The 19,184-nt window shown below is 37.9% G+C and carries 18 protein-coding genes; 11 read left to right on the forward strand and 7 right to left on the reverse strand.

The genetic code is table 11. From position 1 onward, the window contains the following. The first annotated feature begins 55 nt into the window (after positions 1 to 55). Positions 56 to 1,378: a DEAD/DEAH box helicase gene (locus RM539_RS10310; protein WP_311503317.1), complete on the forward strand. Its 1,323-nt coding sequence runs from the start codon at positions 56 to 58 to the stop codon at positions 1,376 to 1,378. A gap of 65 nt (positions 1,379 to 1,443) precedes the next feature. On the opposite strand, the gene RM539_RS10315 is transcribed toward RM539_RS10310, so the two are convergent. The 4 genes from RM539_RS10315 to RM539_RS10330 form a co-directional block, all read right to left on the reverse strand. Next, entirely contained in the window at positions 1,444 to 2,685 is a 1,242-nt protein-coding gene (locus RM539_RS10315) for a cation:proton antiporter domain-containing protein (RefSeq protein WP_311503318.1), read from the reverse strand. A 104-nt stretch (positions 2,686 to 2,789) separates the two neighbouring features. After that, a complete protein-coding gene (locus tag RM539_RS10320) occupies positions 2,790 to 3,788 on the reverse strand; it encodes an SDR family oxidoreductase (RefSeq protein ID WP_311503319.1) in 999 nt (332 codons plus the stop codon). Between the two features lie 598 nt (positions 3,789 to 4,386). Beyond that, the gene (locus tag RM539_RS10325) at positions 4,387 to 5,538 is read right to left on the reverse strand and encodes an MGH1-like glycoside hydrolase domain-containing protein (RefSeq protein ID WP_311503320.1); all 1,152 of its coding nucleotides are present in this window, start codon (positions 5,536 to 5,538) and stop codon (positions 4,387 to 4,389) included. 45 nt (positions 5,539 to 5,583) lie between these two features. Continuing rightward, the gene (locus RM539_RS10330) at positions 5,584 to 7,185 is read right to left on the reverse strand and encodes a vitamin K epoxide reductase family protein (RefSeq protein WP_311503321.1); all 1,602 of its coding nucleotides are present in this window, start codon (positions 7,183 to 7,185) and stop codon (positions 5,584 to 5,586) included. Between the two features lie 301 nt (positions 7,186 to 7,486). Between RM539_RS10330 and RM539_RS10335 the strand changes: the two genes are divergently transcribed. The 9 genes from RM539_RS10335 (at position 7,487) to xth (ending at position 13,650) form a co-directional block, all read left to right on the forward strand. Further along, positions 7,487 to 8,218: an SDR family NAD(P)-dependent oxidoreductase gene (locus RM539_RS10335; RefSeq protein WP_311503322.1), complete on the forward strand. Its 732-nt coding sequence runs from the start codon at positions 7,487 to 7,489 to the stop codon at positions 8,216 to 8,218. Positions 8,219 to 8,227: 9 nt separating this feature from the next. Then, a complete protein-coding gene (locus RM539_RS20105; RefSeq protein ID WP_432264619.1) occupies positions 8,228 to 8,455 on the forward strand; it encodes a PLD nuclease N-terminal domain-containing protein in 228 nt (75 codons plus the stop codon). A gap of 178 nt (positions 8,456 to 8,633) precedes the next feature. After that, positions 8,634 to 9,725, forward strand: a complete 1,092-nt coding sequence (locus RM539_RS10340; RefSeq protein WP_311503323.1) for a M4 family metallopeptidase — start codon at positions 8,634 to 8,636, stop codon at positions 9,723 to 9,725. After that, positions 9,706 to 9,972, forward strand: a complete 267-nt coding sequence (locus RM539_RS10345) for a hypothetical protein (RefSeq protein WP_311503324.1) — start codon at positions 9,706 to 9,708, stop codon at positions 9,970 to 9,972. Before RM539_RS10340 ends, RM539_RS10345 begins: the two co-directional genes overlap by 20 nt. 24 nt (positions 9,973 to 9,996) lie before the next feature. After that, the gene (locus RM539_RS10350; protein ID WP_311503325.1) at positions 9,997 to 10,425 is read left to right on the forward strand and encodes a hypothetical protein; all 429 of its coding nucleotides are present in this window, start codon (positions 9,997 to 9,999) and stop codon (positions 10,423 to 10,425) included. Positions 10,426 to 10,509: 84 nt separating this feature from the next. Continuing rightward, positions 10,510 to 11,775: an MFS transporter gene (locus tag RM539_RS10355; protein ID WP_311503326.1), complete on the forward strand. Its 1,266-nt coding sequence runs from the start codon at positions 10,510 to 10,512 to the stop codon at positions 11,773 to 11,775. A 33-nt stretch (positions 11,776 to 11,808) separates the two neighbouring features. Further along, positions 11,809 to 12,105, forward strand: coding sequence for a hypothetical protein (locus RM539_RS10360; RefSeq protein WP_311503327.1), 297 nt, complete (start codon positions 11,809 to 11,811; stop codon positions 12,103 to 12,105). Positions 12,106 to 12,289: 184 nt separating this feature from the next. Then, positions 12,290 to 12,787 (forward strand): peptide-methionine (S)-S-oxide reductase, encoded by a 498-nt coding sequence (locus RM539_RS10365; RefSeq protein ID WP_311503328.1) that lies wholly within the window; start codon positions 12,290 to 12,292, stop codon positions 12,785 to 12,787. An 89-nt stretch (positions 12,788 to 12,876) separates the two neighbouring features. Beyond that, complete coding sequence (gene xth / locus RM539_RS10370) at positions 12,877 to 13,650, forward strand: exodeoxyribonuclease III (protein WP_311503329.1); 774 nt, start codon at positions 12,877 to 12,879, stop codon at positions 13,648 to 13,650. 59 nt (positions 13,651 to 13,709) lie between these two features. On the opposite strand, the gene RM539_RS10375 is transcribed toward xth, so the two are convergent. From RM539_RS10375 to RM539_RS10385, 3 genes are read right to left on the reverse strand one after another with little or no spacing between them, the layout of a single operon-like run. Next, on the reverse strand, positions 13,710 to 14,384 hold the full coding sequence (locus RM539_RS10375; protein WP_311503330.1) for a hypothetical protein: 675 nt from the start codon (positions 14,382 to 14,384) through the stop codon (positions 13,710 to 13,712). A gap of 29 nt (positions 14,385 to 14,413) precedes the next feature. Then, positions 14,414 to 15,133, reverse strand: coding sequence for a response regulator transcription factor (locus RM539_RS10380; protein WP_311503331.1), 720 nt, complete (start codon positions 15,131 to 15,133; stop codon positions 14,414 to 14,416). Continuing rightward, the gene (locus RM539_RS10385) at positions 15,130 to 16,524 is read right to left on the reverse strand and encodes a sensor histidine kinase (protein ID WP_311503332.1); all 1,395 of its coding nucleotides are present in this window, start codon (positions 16,522 to 16,524) and stop codon (positions 15,130 to 15,132) included. Before RM539_RS10385 ends, RM539_RS10380 begins: the two co-directional genes overlap by 4 nt. 233 nt (positions 16,525 to 16,757) lie before the next feature. Between RM539_RS10385 and RM539_RS10390 the strand changes: the two genes are divergently transcribed. Then, entirely contained in the window at positions 16,758 to 19,160 is a 2,403-nt protein-coding gene (locus RM539_RS10390; protein WP_311503333.1) for a TonB-dependent receptor domain-containing protein, read from the forward strand. Positions 19,161 to 19,184: the final 24 nt, after the last annotated feature.

Below are 19,184 nucleotides of genomic sequence, written 5' to 3' on the forward strand. Positions count from 1 at the left end.
TATACCAGAATTTTAAATTGTTTTAGCCGATTAAATTTGATGTACTTTTGCAAACATGAAAAAATCGGTTAAAAATCAACAGGAAATTCTGCAAAAATTGGGAATAGAAAAGCTCAACCCTATGCAGGAGGAAGCTTTTTTATCCATTAAAACAAAAACAGATACCGTGTTGCTTTCTCCCACGGGAACAGGAAAAACCCTGGCTTTTCTTTTACCGCTTATTGATAATCTGGATCCTGATTTAGAAGAAGTACAGGCCATAGTTCTTGTACCATCCAGAGAACTTGCTATTCAGATAGAGCAGGTTACCCGGGAAATGGGTTCTGGTTTTAAGGCTAACGCTGTATATGGCGGAAGGGCTTTTTCAAAAGATAAATTGGAAATAAATCATGCCCCTGCAATACTTATTGGAACTCCCGGCCGTCTGGCCGATCATTTGAGAAAAGGAAGCTTTGTTGTAGAGAATATAAGTACCCTGGTATTAGATGAATTTGATAAATCCCTGGAGGTGGGATTTGAAGAAGAAATGCAAGAGATTATAACTGCGCTTCCAAATCTTAAAAAAAGAATTCTCACTTCGGCGACACAAAATATTGATATTCCTGTTTTTGCAGGACTTAAAACTCCTGATATTATTAATTACCTGCCGGAAGGAATTACGGGCTTGCAAACGGAGATTGTAGTATCTCCATCTAAGGATAAACTGCAAAGTCTTGTAAAGCTTATTAAATCTACCGGTACTGAATCAGGTATTATTTTTTGCAATTTCAAAGGCAGTATTGCTGAAGTGAGCGATTATCTCAATAAGAATTCTCTGGATCATGGTTGTTTTTATGGAGGCCTGGAACAGAAGGAGCGGGAGCGGTCTCTTATAAAATTTAGAAATGGAACTTACCGGTTATTGCTGGCTACAGATTTGGCAGCAAGGGGCATTGATGTTCCTGAAATAGCTTTTATTATTCATTACCAGCTGCCCCATAGGAAAGAGGGGTACATTCATAGAAACGGGCGAACTGCCCGAATGTATAAAGAAGGGATTGCATACGTTTTGCAGTACGAAAAGGAAGTTCTTCCGGAGTATATTATTCCGGATGCCTATACTAAAAATATTGAAGAAAAAGCCACCGATATCCATTCAAAAAATACCGCCTGGACTACTTTATTTATTTCCGGAGGAAGAAAAGATAAAATCTCAAAAGGAGACATTGCAGGACTTTTTCTGAAGCAGGGAAAGTTAGAAAAAGATGAGCTGGGCCTTATTGAACTTAAGCAGGATTGCGCTTTTGTTTCCGTTCCGCCGAAAAAAGTAAACGCACTTATAAATGCATTAAATAATAGCAGGCTGAAGAAGAAAAAAGTGAGAATAAAAAGGGTATAGGATTTATAGTAATTTCATCAGGCACATTTCTATGAACCAATATTACATATAAAATACATTAATATCTAACCTTCTTCATCAGGTTTCTTCAACTTATAAAACAATCTTTCAAAAGGCAGGCTGGTGATGCCGTGCATAATAGTGGAAGCAAAAACTATAAGAGTGGGAATAATCCAAACTTCTTCAAGGTTTGTTTTTTCTTTGGAATGCAATGCATAGTAAAGAGCAGCAACTCCAATTGGGCCAAACCATCCCATAACAAGAATATCATTTAATTTTTTCCTGAACTTTGGAATGATTGGCATTAGCAGGAGCAAAGCCGGAATTCTTCGAAATAGCAAAATTCCTATACAGATAAATACAGCAGTCCAGCCCAGCTTCATCCACTCCTGCCAAGGAAGGGCTATTCCTAAAAAGAAGAAAACCGGAATTGTAAATATCCTCTCCATAGATTCCTGGACGCGTTCTTCCTGTAAATCCTCTTTTTTACTAAGATACTGGGCATATCCCATTCCACCTACAAATACACCAATAATCCCATTCATTCCCATTACATCAAGACCTGATAACAGCATAAAGGCGAGGGCCAGGCTGAAAGGTAAGATTGATTTACGATTCATGATGCCGTGTTTATTTGACCTGTGCATAAAAAGACCTGCCAATCTTCCCACGATATAAGCAATGACCGAACAGAGAATAGTTTCGTAAAGAATGGTTTGCAGCAAAAATTCTTTTGCAGGAAAGCCCGATAAACCATTGTTGACCAGAAATATGGCCAAAATAACCACCGGGTAAGCAAGTCCGTCATTTGCTCCTGCCTCAAAGGATAGTGTCCTTCTTACCAGTAGTGGAAGATACTTTTTTGCTTTTTCCCCTGTAATAAGTGTGGCAGCAATTACAGGATCGGTTGGGGTGATAATAGCACCAAACAGAAGACATTCAATTAAAGAGAAGCCATCCAGCAATATATAGAATACAGCGGTACTCAGCAGGCACATGAGAACTATACCTAAACAGATAATTACAGATTGGCTCCAGAAATGATTTCTAAAAAAATTGGCGGGTATACGCAGGGCTGTGGCCATTAAAGCCATAGCTATGGTAAATTCGCATGCAATTTTAATACTTTTTTCCGCCTGCAGCTCATCTTTAAAATGAATAAGATCCAGTGCTATCGGTCCCAGTATTATTCCCAGCAGCATAGCAAGTAATGGGCCTGTTAAATAAACATCTTCCATCCATTTAAATAAGCCTCCTGAGGCTAAGACTAATAGACTTACGAAGAAAACCGATAGCATTAAATCCATAAAATCAATTCTATTTAACAGAAGACATTTTCAATTACCATAAAAATAATGATAATTGAAAATGTCTTTTGTCTTATAAACCTAAAGAGGCTGAAATTATCTTTTTAATTCTTTTTCCCAGTAAGTGCAGAGAATAAGCTTGCACCTAAAAAGGTTCCGGCAATAAGTCCAAGCGTTTTCCGGTTTTCATAGATTTTGTCATAGATACTGTAATTCTGGGCCTGATCGCTAAACCCTCCATAAGTTCCCTGATCTCCGGGAACCGGTTCCCAAAGATTATCCTGCCTGTCGGGATCTTCGTCATGAGGAGTCAACTGTCCACTAATTCCGTTTTCAGCCATATAGTGATCAAGATAAGCCGGTAAAACTTTGTTTCCCAATACAGTTTTTAATGTAGAGTAGCCTACCATCCGCAACCTTTCACCAGATTCAGCAACTTCAACTATAGCCCGTGCGGCAACTTCCGGCTGAAATATTGTGCCCATTGGTTTAGGTTTTTTATTAAACCTGGTTTTTACCCATCCAAACTGGGTGGTATTCATAGCGGGAAGATGAACTATAGAAAGTCCTACATTAATTCCATCATGCAAAAGTTCAGCTCTTAAAGATTCAAAAAATCCCTGTATGGCATGTTTGGAACCACAATATGCCGACTGTAGTGGGATTCCCCGGTAAGATAATGCAGAACCCACCAGAATAATTCTTCCACAATTTCGGTTTTTCATTCTTTTTAGTGCGGCAATTGTACCATAAACCTGTCCCAGATACGTAACTTCAGTTACCCTCTTGTATTCTTCAGGAGTCATATCTATAACTTTACTGAATACACTTACCATAGCATTATTAATCCAGACATCTATAGGCCCGATATTTTCTTCGGCATAATCTGCAGCCTGTTCCATTTGTTCAGCATTGGCAACATCTGCAACATACGTCCATGCCTGTCCTCCGGACTCTTCAACTTCACGTTTGGCACCTTCTAAACCATCTTTGCCCCGGGCAATAAGAAGTGTTTTTGCTCCTTCTTTTGCAAATTCCCTTGCTGTGGCCCTTCCAACTCCTGCCGAAGCACCTGTTATTACTACTGTTTTAGATTTCATCATTGTTTTGGTTTTTGATTATTTATTCCTTTATAAGCTGTTATACGTAACTGATGTCGATAAATTGTACTTTTCCATAATCTTCTGGTTTGACACGTACAGCAGTAAAGCACTCATCCTATATTAGGAGTACCCATGCCTTTGACTCCCATTCATTTAAACGTTCCAGGATAAAAATCGCTGAAAGTACACATTGTGTTTGCATAATTTTATTAGTTAAGTACTACCTCCATAGTGCTATACCTGTAGAAATTAGCAACTTTAGAAAAAATACACATTAAATTAAAGGGATCCATTTGTGGGAACAATTTCGATTGTTCTAAATTTAAACATTCTACATAGCCTTTCACAGTCATTTAAAAAACTTTCACACCTGAAAATTCTTTTTTTTGCAGAACCTTAATATTTAAACCGAATCCCTCATTTCAATTTTGCGTATTCCCGCAACAGGAATAAAAAGAAACAATTAGAAAATAACAGGTGAGAGCCATCTACTTTTGTGATTTTGAATTTTCGTGTTATTCTTCCATTTTTAGCATATCTACTATTAACCCGCCCCAGGTAACCGGATTATAATATTCCCGGAATCCGCTTTTCTCAATTAGTTTTTTATGCTTTCTACCAGCTTTTTAGATTCATCACCGTAACCCCTTATCATAATGAACTTATGCAAAAACCAGTTATGGACAATCCAGGTAGGTCCCCTCCAAATATATATGGATTGATTCGGGTTAAACGCGGCTTCCTTTTTTGCAAGGGAGGGAAGTGGGTAAGGCATTTGAAATTCTTTATTGTTGAAAAAGTGCCTTTTGGTTACTGCTTTACGGACTTCTTCAGAAATACCATCTAAAATAACAGGATAGAAAATAGTTGGAGTGAGAATTTTGATTTGCTCATTATCTTTTCCATAGCAATCATAAAAAGCATCATCCTCTTTGTTATACATTAGTTCCATAATACTATCTACCACTTTGTTTGAAAGTTCAGCGTAAGCTTTCGCATCAGGATCATTCATTATTTGACAAAGACGGGACATCGCTCTTAAATTTTGGGCATAAATGGTGTTAAAGGCTACATCTTTCACCAGGAAATATCCTTTTTTATAAATCCTTTTATAGTTATAATTATTTATATAATTTCTGAAGTCTATTCCTGTAAGCCTCAAAAATAATTGCCAGTTGGCTCTCCCAGGTTTAAAACCTGCAGGTACATCAAAAGTTGGTTTCCAATCCATTCCGGATTCAAAACTTGAAATTATGGTAAGCAATTTATCATTTTGAAAATCACGGTTACCGGCCAGCCAGCTGTAGTATTTTTTTAACTTTGGAAGCATCTCCTTCAGAAATTTTTTGTCTCCCGAAGATTCATAAATGCGTTCCACGGCCTGGGCTACCAAAGGTGGTTGTATAATAGCGCTCGTATGGCTCCTGAAAAGGTTTCTTAACCGGGGCAAAGATTGAAATATGTCTGTCCATCTTCCCGGTTTCAACCTGTTCCAATAGATCATATGTCCTACAAATTCATCTTTGTTTTGTAAAGCAAAAAGACTGCGGATATGTTTTTTAGCCATCTCATCTTCTCCCAGGGAACAAAAGATAAAGACATGAAAACATGTGTCCCAAAAAAAATTATAAGGATAGGTGCCTGGAGAAGGCCTTGTAAAATGGAAAAAAGGCTTGTTTTTACCTCCGCCTTTTTCCATATTATCATTTAGTAATTTATTTACTTTTTCAAACAACTCCTTATTAGTCATCTAACATTTTCTAATCTTTAAATTTACTTTCTCGGGTTACACCTGTTATTTCACATACTTACCCCATAAGCCGTAGCGCTCCTTTATTACTCCTGTAGGGATAGAAAGTCCTGCAACCAGTAATCCGGCAATAAGGCCTGTTATGCACAGGCCGATAGGGGTATTATCTACAAACCAGGGTCCAATTGCCATGGCCAGGCCAAGCAGAATATTGAGATACCTGCCGCGACGCACAATTTCTCCCATACAAATTACGGACACCACCACAATAAGTGATCCGCTTAAATGAAAAATATCAGAAGCAGTTTTCTGAATACCTACCTCAAAAACAGCCGGAACAAACATTGCTGCTATTCCAATTATTGTGCATACGCCAAGGGTCCATGGAACGCTCATTCCCCAAACAGAAGATTTAAAAACCTTTACGGGCTTTTGAGGAAATTCAATCAATTCTGTTGTTCTTTCATCTTTATTCATTTCAAAGGCCTTTCCGCCTTTCCAAAAAACATCCCACATATTGTCACCTCTGCGTTTTGCCTGTACCATGTGTTGCCCCATAGCAATTACTTCATCAAATTCCAATGGAATCATAGGCAACATTATTGCCGCGGCTAAAAGGCAAAAGGTACACCATTCTCCCACTACAACCGGCTGTGAAATCACCAGGAAAATATGTACCAGACCAAGCGGAATTACCAGTATTCCGAAGAAAGTTACCATCCACGGCATTGTGCGCCAGCGGGTGGGGCTTCCCATCCAACCCATTAGAAACTCAAAAGTATAAGCCAGGGCTCCCATGGCCCCGTCAGAAATTGGGAACGAATGGGACATATTGGAATTTAAAACCTTCATAGTACCCTCTCCGAAAAACGGATCCCAGGCAGTATCCAGGTAACCCAGCTGAAAGGCTCCTAAATATCTTGAAACAACCCATCCAAAAAAAGCAAGTACAATCATTATCCAACGCTGCGGCCAGCTTGAAGGATTATAGGTCCAGCCCGGCGGCACCTGTGATCCCATTTTCATATAAGTAATCATATTGGGCATACCGGGGATTAGAATGATTAAAGCTATTACCAAAGCTCCCACCATTGTTGAATTAAGATAACCTACCGCAGTTGGTGACCAGAATATAAGGGGAGCAAACGTGATCCATATCCCTACAAAACAACAAACCCACAAACTCACAGGACGGTTAGGCGTAAGGGACCGCCATCCAAAAATCATCAGCAAAATTCCGCTAATAATATCACTCCACCGCATTACCATTATCCGCTCACTTAATGTAAGCCAGACTTCTCGTCCACCACTGGGTTCAACGGTGCCTACAGAATAATTGAAAGTAATTGGAAAAAGGATCATCCATCCCCCCAATAGAACGATAAGCCAATATACCCAAAGCGTCTGTTTATGGTGCATATGGAGCATATTCATTCTTTTTTCCATAGGCATATCCATACCTTCTCGGGACTGTTTTTTCTTCTTTTTATCCTTATCCTGATCTTTCTTTTCCTGCTTATCCCCGGAGCCATTATTAATTTGCATTTCGGCCATGGGACGGGTAACACCACGGTTTCCCATGCTTCCACTATTTTGTTTATTCTTGTCATCTTTTTTTCCCTGATTTTGATCGTCATTTTCAGTCATATCAGTTTCTTTTTGGCAGGTTTCTTAAACTTTATTTTGCTTCTGAAGAATCCAAATACCTTCAGAAAAATTATTACCGGGAACCACGGCAGGATTCAAAATCTTCTTTTTCAAAAAATCGCTTTTCAGAATATCCGAAGGTACTACGTAATTAAAATTAATTAGGAATGGCTACAAAGCATTTTAAAATTATGGTAAAAGATTTCAAAATACTGGAATTCCCGCCTCCGGCTTATTGAAAATAATAACATTTTGCAATTTTATAACAGCTTTTCGTTGTAATAAATACGAACTTAAGCAGATGGAAAATTTAAAAAATAAGATCGCACTTATAACTGGTGGGAGCAGAGGAATTGGACGTTCAATAGCTTTGGCACTCGGGAAAGAAGGAAGTCATGTTGCCGTTAATTATCAACATTCAGAAGATAAAGCCGAAGAAGTTTGTGAAATGATAAAGGAAAATGGAGGAAAAGCTATTGCCGTACAGGCAGATGTTTCAGAAGAAAGAGAAGTCAAAAAAATGATTAATAGAGTGAGGAATGAATTAGGTGAGATTGAAATCCTTATCAATAATGCCGGCATCGCCAAAAAGCAGAAGGTAGAAGACGTAAGTCTGCAGGATTTTGATAAGGCCATAAAAGTTAATCTAAGATCCGGGTTCCTTGTAACGCAGGAAGTACTACCGGCTATGCGCCGCAAAAAATGGGGCCGTATTTTAATGATTTCCTCCGTGGCTGCCCAAACCGGGGGAGTGGTGGGAGTAGATTATGCTACTTCCAAAGCCGGACAACTGGGCATGATGAGATATTATGCTAAAAATCTTGCTGAAGAAAATATTACTGCCAATGCCATTGCTCCGGCACTTATAGATACCGATATGGTAGAAGGTCTAGGCGGCGTAAAACCCGAAATTATTCCTGTAAAGCGGTTTGGAAAACCCGAAGAAGTTGCCAGCCTTTCTATAAGTATATTGAAAAATGGGTATATTACCGGACAGACTTTTAATATAAATGGAGGTATGCAGCCGAGTTAAACAGACCACATGATTTTAGGAATCTTATTTTTAATTTTATTGCTTATTATCTGGAGTTGGGCAATTACAGACCTTTTAAAATCCAGGTTACCTAATTCTGAATTAAAGCCGTTATGGATGGTTATCATTTTATTTTTTCCTGTTATTGGTTCGCTTTTATATTTTCAGCTTAAGAAAAAAATGAAATCAGATAACAGGAGAGTTTTTCAACCTGACTTTAAAACTTCAGCTAAATAAAAGAGATAGAATTAAGAATTTTTTGGAATATTCTTTAAATTAGATAGCTGTATACTTTATGACACCCAACTTTTTTTCAGAAAAGTTGCTTTCATATTAATATATGCAATTCCGTAGCCATGGACATGTTTGAATTTATAAACATATTCATGTAAACGGAAACTAAAAACCCGAACAAATGAAGAAGATGCTGAGTTGTAACTGTGGAAACCACCATTCATTACATTGTATTGTACCCCCATATATGCTGGAAGCTATGGCTGTCTCTCCTAATGAAAAGGTGCGGCAGATGGCCTTAAGGAACATTGAAACCGCCGCCGAAGTACGTACTGAAAGAAGGTTATTATGGCCGGAAACTGTGGCCTCCTTACTTACCAATAAAGAAGGCAAAAATCGTGAAGTGTATGATATGCTTAACAGGCCGAACCGCCGTGATCTCCTACCAGGGAAACTGGTAAGAAGGGAAGGGCAGGAGCCGGTAGAAGACCCTGCCGTAAATGAGGCTTATGATTATTCGGGCAATACTTATGATTTCTACTGGGAATTATTTAATCGTGATTCTCTGGATGACAGCGGCCTTACATTGATCTCCTCTGTTCATCTTGGAGAAAATTATAACAATGCTTTCTGGAACGGGAGTCAGATGGCTTATGGTGACGGAGATGATTTTATTTTCCGGAGATTCACAAGAGGTTTAGATGTGATTGGGCATGAACTCACCCATGGTGTAATTTCTTATACTTCCAGGCTTGTATACAGAAATGAAGCGGGGGCAATTAATGAACATCTGGCAGATGTATTTGGGAGTCTCGTAAAACAATGGGTACTGAAGCAAGACGCCGAAACGGCGAACTGGCTTATGGGGGAAGAGATTATTATTCCTTCTCCTACCAGGAAGGCCATCCGGGATATGAGAAATCCTGGAACAGCTTATGTTAATGATCCCGATTTAGGCACCGATCCACAGCCTGATCATTATGCCAACAAATATACCGGAATGCAGGATAATGGGGGAGTGCACATCAATTCCGGAATTCCTAACAAAGCTTTCTGCGAAGCAGCCTTACAAATGGGAGGTTTTGCGTGGGAAAAAGCAGGGCGAATATGGTATGAAGCCATGCTGCAGCTTAATTCCAACAGTAATTTTGAACAACTGGTAAGAATAACTGCAAATATTACCATCAATCTCTATGGCCAAAATAGCCCAGAGCACGAAGCCGTTCTTTACGGCTGGGAAAAAGTAGGTTTATATGAAAATACATTGTGTTAAAAGTGGCGGTTTTTTAGGAAGACAGCAAAGCTGCGTTATTGAACTGGAAGAGTTAAATACTTCAGAAAATATGGCTTTTAAAGAAGTGGCTAAGGAAAACCGAACAAATGAAAGCATGCGCGATTCTTACGTCTATTATTTCAGTTTTGAAGAAAATAATGCAAAAAAAGAAGTAAACCTTGAAGAGTCGCTGATACAGGAAAAAATGCAGCCGTTTATTGATAAAGTGAACAGTAAACTAAGCTGATGCTCCATCATTAAATTCTCACGTATGAGCAGGTTATTTTATGAAGAAAAAGGACTTCACGGTTTCAGGGCTTCCGAAAAACCTGAAAGAAAAAGGGTAAAAAGTTATCTGGAGAAGGTTTCTTCCCTTGTCCCTGCTGAAATTATTGCCGGTTATCTCGCGATGCTGGGATTCTTGGAAAAGGAGGAGGGAAGTGTTATAGTGGAAAAACAAGGTTTGCTAATAGGTATTTTCTTTTTTTGTCTTATTCTTACTCCGCTTTACCTCAATTTTCAGGCTGAAGCCGGTAAACCCAAAATTATGCATTTGGTTTTGTCTTCGCTGGCTTTCATTATCTGGGCCTACGTTACCAGTGGAGAAAAATTCAGCGGTATCTATTATGATGCCGATGTAGCTTCAATTAGCCTGATTGCATTTAGCCTTGTAAGCGTTTTGGTACCTCTAAAAAAATAATTGTTTTTTCCACTGTTAAGCATCTGCAGGAGAATCATATTACTAAATTTGTGTAAGTTTTTAATATGATCTTTATACTCTTCTATGCCTAAAAATGATCCCTATGCTGCGTTACGCTACGGGGAATTTCGTACTTTTTTACTCGTGCGCTTCGCATTTGTTTTTGCCCGTACCATGCAATTTATTGTTATAGAGTGGGAGGTTTATAATATTACCAAAGATCCGTTTTCCCTGGGAATAATTGGATTAATGGAAGTAATTCCCGCAGTTGGACTTGCGCTTTTTGCTGGCCATATTGTAGATCAAAAAGAAAAGAAAGGCTTGCTTTTAAAGTGCCTGCTTGGCTTTTCGGTAATTAGCGTTGGATTGTTTTTGCTTACCTGGCCCAGGGTTATCGATGATTTATCCCAGCAATTTACACTGTATTCAATTTACTTTCTAATCTTTTTAGGAGGGATAGTTCGAGCATTTCTGGGACCTACAAATTTTTCCCTATTTGCGCTTATTGTACCTAAAAAAGTATATCCCAACGCTGCCACCTGGAATAGTTCAATCTGGCAGGCGGGAGCTGTATTAGGGCCAGCATTGGCAGGATTCAGCATTCACTGGATTGGGGTTCACTGGTCTATGTGCCTTATCTTCGGATTTTCATTAATCGCGCTTATTGCCCTTTTACAAATTCCAAAAAAACCAATCCTGAATCCAAAAATCGGAGAGCCGGTGATGAAAAGTCTATTGGAAGGAGTAAAATTTGTTTACAATGCAAAAATAATATTTGGAGCAATCGCGCTGGATATGATAGCCGTACTTTTTGGTGGGGCAGTGGCTTTATTACCGGTTTTCGCACAGGATATTTTAAAAGTTGGCCCGGAAGGTTTCGGTATTCTTCGTGCAGCTCCTGCCGTGGGTGCAGTACTCATCATGTTTACTTCAGCTTATTATCCACTTAATAAAAACGCAGGGATAAAGTTGCTGGGATCCATCTTTGGGTTTGGACTTTGTATTATCGCTTTTGGCCTTTCGAATATTTTCTGGGTATCGGTGATTGCTTTATTTTTAAGTGGTGCCACAGATGGCATTTCCATGATTATAAGGCAAACCATTCTTCAGCTTAAAACGCCTGATCATATGCGGGGCAGGGTTTCTTCAGTTAACTCTATGTTTGTGGGTTCTTCCAACGAACTGGGGGCTTTCGAAAGTGGACTTACCGCAAAACTGATGGGAACAGTGACAGCGGTTGTTTTTGGCGGAAGTATGACTTTATTAACCGTATTGGGAATGGGAATTGCTTTCCCAGGGTTTAGAAAACTGGATCTTCGGAAGGATCTGGAAGAACATGAAAAGGAATAGGGAAATTCTGAAATAAGGCTTATTTTACATTATATGAATAAGACCGTTATTAAAGCGATAGAAAACAGGAATCTCCTGAAGTTTACATATCATGAACATTACCGCCTGGTGGAGCCGCACAGGTATGGCCGGTTTAAAAACGGTAATGAGAACCTTCTTGCTTATCAAACAGAAGGTACGGGAGAAAACCCTGAAATTCCCGGCTGGAAAATGTTTAAGGTTGCTGAAATTGAAAATTTGAATGTTCTGGATATGAAATTCACCAGTAAACGCCCCGGATATGAATTTGGAAAAACCGATATGGAATTGATTTACGCAGAAGTATTTTAAACTTTCTAATGGCGAAAATGTATATTGAATTCTAAATGTTGTTGAAAGTATAATACCAGCAGTATGCGGCGAGGTCGAATTTAGGACCTTTTTATTTTGGATACAGTATAGAGGAAAGATCTAATTTAATCCTACATCCTGAACTACAATATTATACTAACTGGAAACCAAGATTTTACTAATAATGGCTGAAGTATTACAAAAAATAGCTCTGGGTGGCGGCTGCCACTGGTGTATAGAAGCTGTTTTCCAGATGCTGAAAGGAGTAACTGAAGTAAAGCAGGGTTATGTGGCTTCAACCGGTGAAAACTGCAATTTTTCCGAAGCTGTTATTGTTCATTTTAATCCTAAAATTATTCCGCTGCATCGCCTTATAGAAATTCATTTGCGCACTCACAACAGTACATCCAACCATAGTTTTCGTAAAAAATATCGTTCTGCAGTCTATTATTTTAATCAAAAGCAAAAGGAGGAAGGCAAAATTGCACTTCGATTCCTTCAAAATTATTTCGAAGAAAAAATTATCACTAAAGCAATTCCATTCAGGGAATTTAAAGCTTCCCGTGAAGCAATTCAGGATTATTATCAAAAAGATCCGGAGAAACCTTTCTGTAAAAACTATATCGATCCAAAGTTGAAATTAATTTTGCGGGAGTTTTCCGAAAATATGAAAAAACATTAATCTTTATGTTCCTTAAATATGCAGGCGTACCTTGATTTCTAATAATTATTAAGTTGAATTATAATTAAATTAAAGCAGAAGTTTTACTCATGAAAATTGCCACCTATAACGTAAATGGGATTAATGCCAGGCTCCATGTTTTGCTACGCTGGCTGAAAGCTACCAAACCCGATGTGGTTTGCCTGCAGGAATTAAAAGCTCCCAATGAAAAATTCCCGGAAAAAGCTATTATTGATGCCGGATACAATGCAATATGGCATGGACAAAAACAGTGGAACGGAGTGGCTATTTTGGCTCGCGATATAGAAATTAATGAAACGGCAAGAGGCCTTGCAGGTGATCCGGAAGATGTACAAAGCAGATACCTGGAAGCATTGGTTGGGGATATTATAATTGGATGTATTTATTTACCCAACGGTAACCCCGCTCCCGGCCCCAAATTTGATTATAAAATGCGCTGGTTTAAGCGGCTGCAACAGCATGCTTCACAATTATTGCAATTGGATACTCCCGTAATACTTGTGGGAGATTATAATGTAATGCCTACAGAACTCGATGTGTACAAACCGGAACGTTGGCTGGAGGATGCTTTGTTTTTGCCGGAAGTAAGGGAAGCCTTTAGCAATCTTATAAAGCAGGGCTGGACTGATGCCATAAGAGATTTGTATCCAGAGGAGAAAATTTATACTTTCTGGGACTATTTTAGGAATGCCTATAAACGTGATGCCGGCCTACGGATTGATCATTTTCTGCTAAGTCCGAATGTAAAAAGCGAGCTTATTGATGCCGGTGTAGACCGGGAAGTGCGCGGTTGGGAAAAAACCAGTGACCATGCTCCGGTATGGATTCAGTTAGAAAATTAAATAAATACAGGCAAAGTTTTCTTCAACTATTCATCAGGAAATCAAAGTTTATAATGCCATTAGCTTTCTTTAAGTTTCTTTAGCTCCTGCTGCAAACTATCAACCTTTTGCTGCAAATTCTGAGCTTTAAGTTTTAACGCCTTTACCTCTTTTTGTTGCGAATCTTGCCCTTCCCTTTTTTCTAAACGCTCGGCCTCACGTTGCATTTGCTCCGCCTCCCTAAGCAAATGTTCAGCCCGGCGTTCAAGCGATTTCGTTTGGTTATCCTCTTCACCGGAAAGCAATTGTTTTACATCTTCCCCGGTTTTTATAAACTTTTGGATCAGGTTATTTGCGGCTTGTTCTTTATCCAGTTTCATTCGTAATTTTCCTGAAGAAATCTCAATGCTATAAATTTCATCTCCTTTGCTGGCCAGGCTCCATTCCCATTCGTCATCATTTTTTTCCAGATTTTCTTTACCAAAATTATTCAACAAAAGCTCTTTTAAAGCAGCATTATTTTTAGAAGGAAAATTTGCGCGAAACTTATACGAATTGTCAGTTTCGCTAATGGAAATAGAAAGATTTCCATTTCCCTTTTCATCGCTATTTGAAACGGAGTGTACATAATTGCTGTTCTTACTCGAAGAGGTACTTACCGTAGTTGAATTTGTGGGGGTTGGAGTAGGGGTTAGCTGGGCAAAAACCGAAATGCTCAAGCTAAGTAATAAACTGTTTAAAAGAATAATCTTCATAAGTGTAGAATTTTAAGTGATTTAATATATTAACTAATCTTTTCTGCTTCTTCATTAATATGAAATGTAAGTCCAATCCCGCGTGTACTTTCAATATAAATATTAGGATCTGCTTTAAAATGTTTTCGAATACGGCTGATGAATACATCCATACTCCTTCCGGAAAAAAAGTCATCATTTTCCCAAATTGTATTCAGAATTTGCTCCCGCTTCAACAACTGGTTTTTATGTTGAAAAAAGTAGTTGATTAACGCAGCTTCTTTTTCTGTGATCTTCTGAACATTGCCGTTTCGCAGCAAGCGATAATTGCCAGTATCCAGAGTATAACTGCCAATTTGAATTTTGGACGACTTCTTTATAAGGTTTGGATTTTGTGTTCGGCGTAGAATATTGTTAAGCCGTAACACCAATATATCTGCATCAAAAGGCTTTACTATATAATCATCTGCTCCTAACTTCAGGCCCTTTATCTTATCTTCTTTCAGCTTGCGGGCTGTTAGAAAAATAAAGGGAATTTCCGGAGCTTTATTAATCATTTTTTCAGCTAATCGAAAACCATCCATATTAGGCATCATTATATCCAACACGGCAATGGAAAAATGATTTTCACTGGATTTTTGAAAAATTTCAAGTGCTTCACTTCCGCTCTTCGCCCAGGTAATCTGATAGTGGTGTACCTCCAGGTATTGCTTGAGGATACTTCCAAAATCCACATCGTCTTCGGCCAGTAAAATATGCTTATTTTTCATTTTTCCATGGGAAGTTTTATAATAAAAATGCTACCCTTTCCCGGTTCGCTTTCTATTGAAATTTCCCCGTGGTGTGCTTGTATAATTTGTTGAACATAGTACAGGCCTAGACCAAGGCCATTTTGCGAATATGTATTGCCCTGCGGAACACGATAAAATTTCTCAAAAAGACTTTTTTGGGCGGTTTTTGAAATTCCTATTCCCCGGTCCCTTATAGTGATAGTATAATAGTTTTGATCCATTGCTGTTCTTAATTTTATCTTGACAGGATCTTCACTATACTTAACCGCATTTTCCAGCAAATTGAAAAGTGCAGTGGTAAAATAAAATTTATCCAGCTGCAACACTGCATTTTCGGAATGAAAATCGGTTTCTATGAAAAGCTTACGATGCTGCTGACCTGCTTTAAAATCTTCCAAAACTTCTTTCAAATAAGGACGCACCCTAACCTGTTTATGTTGTAGCGGTATATTTCCTGCGTTAAGGCTGGTGCTCATTACCTGGTCAATTAATTTTTGAATACGATCGTTCTGCCGGTCTATAGTGGCTAAGGAATGGGCAATTGCTTGCGGATTTTCTTTAATTTTTTGAAGCTTCAGGCTTTTGGTAGCTATTCCCAAAGTAGCCAGTGGCGTTTTTAGTTCGTGAGTAATATTATTAATAAAATCAGTTTTAATACTATTTATTTTTTTCTGCTTAATAAGGTTTTTCAGGGAATAATAAAACAAGCCCAGCATTGACATAAAAATAAATACGGAGCCAGCCATAATACCTGCCATTTGCTTGAAAACTATGCTTTTTTGATCCATGATTTGCATCAAATCCTGTGTTTTCACTTCTAAATTATATTGCTGCGTAATAATATCTTCACCGGTCTGATCTATAAAATCAAATTGCGAAAAGTTACGGGACATACTTACAGAACTTCCTTCGTCATTTGGAAAATCTGCACCAAACAACTTAAAGCTCTTCTCATTTTTTAGCGGAAAGATTGTATCATTCTCATTTCCAAAAATTACAATACTTGTAATATTTTTTTTGTAATTAAGGGCATACCCTAAATCTCGCTTGTGCAACTCACGTTTATAAATCTGATAATATTGTGGGTATAAAGTATCTGTCTTTAATTTTAGGTTATTAAGCAATTCATTTTTACTAATTCGATTATTCTTATAATCGCCTATTTCGTTTTTAAGTTCCTCACCCCAAAAATCTACAATTGAATCAAGCTCCTGGTTATAATCAATCTCTGAAATTTGATCCCGGGTTTGTTTCATAAAAGCATTGCGTTTTAGGGTATAAGTATTGTAAATTAAATAGCCCTGAATACTAGAAAGCGCAATAAACACTACAATGGAAACGCTGATCAACCAAAAAAACTTCGTTTTCATATTATTTAATCTGCTTCAAACATAATACAGTTCTTCCATTTTATAAGGAGAATTATGATTGTTAACCCATCATTAACCGTGGAGAAGTATAGAGAATCTATCTTCTTGGGATTTCCTAAAATTTATAACCAGGCATTTCTCTTCTGCAATTTACATTAACCCTGCGTTAACCCAGCTTTAACCGTCTTTTCTATCTGGCTTTTCCACCTTTACCAAATCAAAAATTATATACGATGAAATTTTTAAAATTAAGCCTCCTGTTTATTTTATGTGGATTAGTGAAAACTTCTTTTTCTCAAAATTTAATACTATTTGAGGGAAGTATTAAAACTGAAAGCCGGGAGTCTGTTTTCGCGGCCGATGTCTTAATAAAAAATATTGAAACAGATAAAGTTATAGCTTATACCACTACCGATTCTCTGGGAAACTTCGGTATTGAAGTTCTTCCGGGTACTTATTTAATGGAAGTGCATCACCTGGCTTTTGAAAGCTACAGTAATAGCCTGCGTATTTCTAAAGATATAACTTCGAAGCAAATTGTATTAAATCCAGGAGAAGAAAGGCTTTCTGAAGTAATTATTACCGCTAGAAAACCACTACTGGAGAAAAAACTGGACCGGATGGTACTTAATGTTGGCAATCGTCCTGCTTTTGCAGGCAGTAATTCATTTGAATTACTGAAAAGCGCTCCGGGCATCTATACATCTTTGGGAAACCGCCTGAAATTGATGGGAAAATCGGGAATCAGGCTAATGTTAAATGGCCGCTTGCAGCAACTGAATGAAGATGAAATTAGTAATTTTCTAAAAACCTTACCTGCAGAAGATATTGAATCTATAGAGATTATTACCACACCACCGGCCAAATATGAAGCTGAAGGTAACGCCGGAATTATTAACATTATTACCAAAAAACAAAGCGGTAAGGGATGGAACGGGAACCTGGCTTTAACAGGATACTATGGCGATTATGGACGATATTTGGGGCAGGCCGGGTTTCAATATCAGGGGGAACTATTAAAAACAACGGTTTCCTATAGCGGTGGTAAAGTGAATTCCTTCGAAGAAATAGAGCAGTACAATAATTCGGAATTGCCGGAAGGTGAACAGCGTTACAGATCTTTTAATTATGAGCCTAGGAAACGGTTTTACAATGTTTTAAGATCACAGGTTGATTTTCAAATAAACAATAGTTCAAATATGAGTTTTTCAACCCGTACTTCTATCAACGAAAACAATCGACCTTCTATAAATCAGACTTTTCTAACAAATAGTGAAAATAACACGGTTAGTTCATTTCAGACTTCTACCCGGGAAGAAGTGAAATTTACAAACTACAGTGCCGATTTATATTATGAATATAAGCTAGATTCCTTAGGAAAGAAAATTTCACTTTCTGCCAGTTCAGCAGGATTCGGTACGCAGAATGATCAAAATTTCAAGAACCTGTTTAATGCTGAAGAAAATAACTATAAAGAACGCTTGCAGAGCGATTTTGATAATGATACGCAAATTCATGCTTTCAAATTAGATATTAATTTACCCTATGCAAATATTTTATGGGAGACCGGCACAAAATATGGCCACACCAGGGCAAAAAATAATTTCCTTTTTGAAAGTTTTGAAAATGATGAATGGTTAAAAGATACAAATCTGAGCAACGATTTTCAGTATCAGGAATATAATGCTGCAATATATGTTTCGGTGCAAAAAGAATTATCAGATCGCTGGGAAGTAAAAGCAGGCTTGCGAGGTGAATATACAGCTACTGAAGGTTTTTCGCCCACCTTAGAACAAACCACCACTTTTAATTATTTTAAACTTTTTCCCACTTTTTACCTGCAGTATGGTGCAAGTAAAGATTACCAGCTCAACTTTACGTATTCCAGGCGGATTAACCGACCTGATTACCGGGATTTAAATCCATTTATTACCTATCAGAGTCCATTGTTTTCCAACCAGGGAAATCCGTTGTTACGCCCGGAATTCACTCATTCCATAGAATTTAATCACATTATTGATAAGAAATATATTGTCACTCCTTTTTATAATTTCACCCAGTCTTATTATTCTGAGTTTCCGCAAAATGTTCCCGGGTCTGCGGAAACCCGCTACACTTTTGGAAACATAGGGAATAATCAGAATTTCGGACTTCAGGCAGTAATTCCTGTTAAGTTCAATGATAAAATTCAATTACAACAAACCTTATTGGCGTTATATCAATATTATAATATTTCGTATAATTCAATTTCTGAAAACCCGCATGGATTCTTTTGGATGTATCAATTTTCCTTTAATGTAGCCTTCAGCGAAAATCTGCAAGCTGAAATATCCGGAAATTACCGAAGCAGCACCTTACAGGGATTTTACCAGATAGAAAGTTCGGCTGATTTGGATATAGGTTTCAGTTATTCTTTTTGGAAGAAAAAAGCACGGCTTTACGCGGGCCTTTCTGATATATTATATACCAACCGGAGCAAAGTAGCAATTCAATATCCTTCGCAATCCTTAGGATTTACCCGATACAACGATACCCGTTTATTGAAAATAGGATTTAATTACACTTTCGGGCAAAAAAACTTAAAAGAAAATATTTCCTTTGGAAGTGCCAGTGAAGAAGAACAGAGGAGAAACTAATTTTTAAAAATCCAAAGTTATTTC

This window comes from Autumnicola musiva (genome assembly GCF_031846585.1).
In the GTDB taxonomy this organism is placed as follows: Bacteria; Bacteroidota; Bacteroidia; order Flavobacteriales; family Flavobacteriaceae; genus Autumnicola; species Autumnicola musiva.

Coding starts and splice junctions, on each gene's coding strand:
- RM539_RS10390 (WP_311503333.1), top strand. CDS start 16,758: ATGAAATTTTTAAAATTAAGCCTCCTGTTTATTTTATGTGGATTAGTG.
- RM539_RS10345 (WP_311503324.1), top strand. CDS start 9,706: ATGAAAATACATTGTGTTAAAAGTGGCGGTTTTTTAGGAAGACAGCAA.
- RM539_RS10340 (WP_311503323.1), top strand. CDS start 8,634: ATGAAGAAGATGCTGAGTTGTAACTGTGGAAACCACCATTCATTACAT.
- xth (WP_311503329.1), top strand. CDS start 12,877: ATGAAAATTGCCACCTATAACGTAAATGGGATTAATGCCAGGCTCCAT.
- RM539_RS10310 (WP_311503317.1), top strand. CDS start 56: ATGAAAAAATCGGTTAAAAATCAACAGGAAATTCTGCAAAAATTGGGA.
- RM539_RS10325 (WP_311503320.1), bottom strand. CDS start 5,538: ATGACTAATAAGGAGTTGTTTGAAAAAGTAAATAAATTACTAAATGAT.
- RM539_RS10330 (WP_311503321.1), bottom strand. CDS start 7,185: ATGACTGAAAATGACGATCAAAATCAGGGAAAAAAAGATGACAAGAAT.
- RM539_RS10350 (WP_311503325.1), top strand. CDS start 9,997: ATGAGCAGGTTATTTTATGAAGAAAAAGGACTTCACGGTTTCAGGGCT.
- RM539_RS10320 (WP_311503319.1), bottom strand. CDS start 3,788: ATGATGAAATCTAAAACAGTAGTAATAACAGGTGCTTCGGCAGGAGTT.
- RM539_RS10335 (WP_311503322.1), top strand. CDS start 7,487: ATGGAAAATTTAAAAAATAAGATCGCACTTATAACTGGTGGGAGCAGA.
- RM539_RS20105 (WP_432264619.1), top strand. CDS start 8,228: ATGATTTTAGGAATCTTATTTTTAATTTTATTGCTTATTATCTGGAGT.
- RM539_RS10355 (WP_311503326.1), top strand. CDS start 10,510: ATGCCTAAAAATGATCCCTATGCTGCGTTACGCTACGGGGAATTTCGT.
- RM539_RS10315 (WP_311503318.1), bottom strand. CDS start 2,685: ATGGATTTAATGCTATCGGTTTTCTTCGTAAGTCTATTAGTCTTAGCC.
- RM539_RS10385 (WP_311503332.1), bottom strand. CDS start 16,524: ATGAAAACGAAGTTTTTTTGGTTGATCAGCGTTTCCATTGTAGTGTTT.
- RM539_RS10365 (WP_311503328.1), top strand. CDS start 12,290: ATGGCTGAAGTATTACAAAAAATAGCTCTGGGTGGCGGCTGCCACTGG.
- RM539_RS10380 (WP_311503331.1), bottom strand. CDS start 15,133: ATGAAAAATAAGCATATTTTACTGGCCGAAGACGATGTGGATTTTGGA.
- RM539_RS10360 (WP_311503327.1), top strand. CDS start 11,809: ATGAATAAGACCGTTATTAAAGCGATAGAAAACAGGAATCTCCTGAAG.
- RM539_RS10375 (WP_311503330.1), bottom strand. CDS start 14,384: ATGAAGATTATTCTTTTAAACAGTTTATTACTTAGCTTGAGCATTTCG.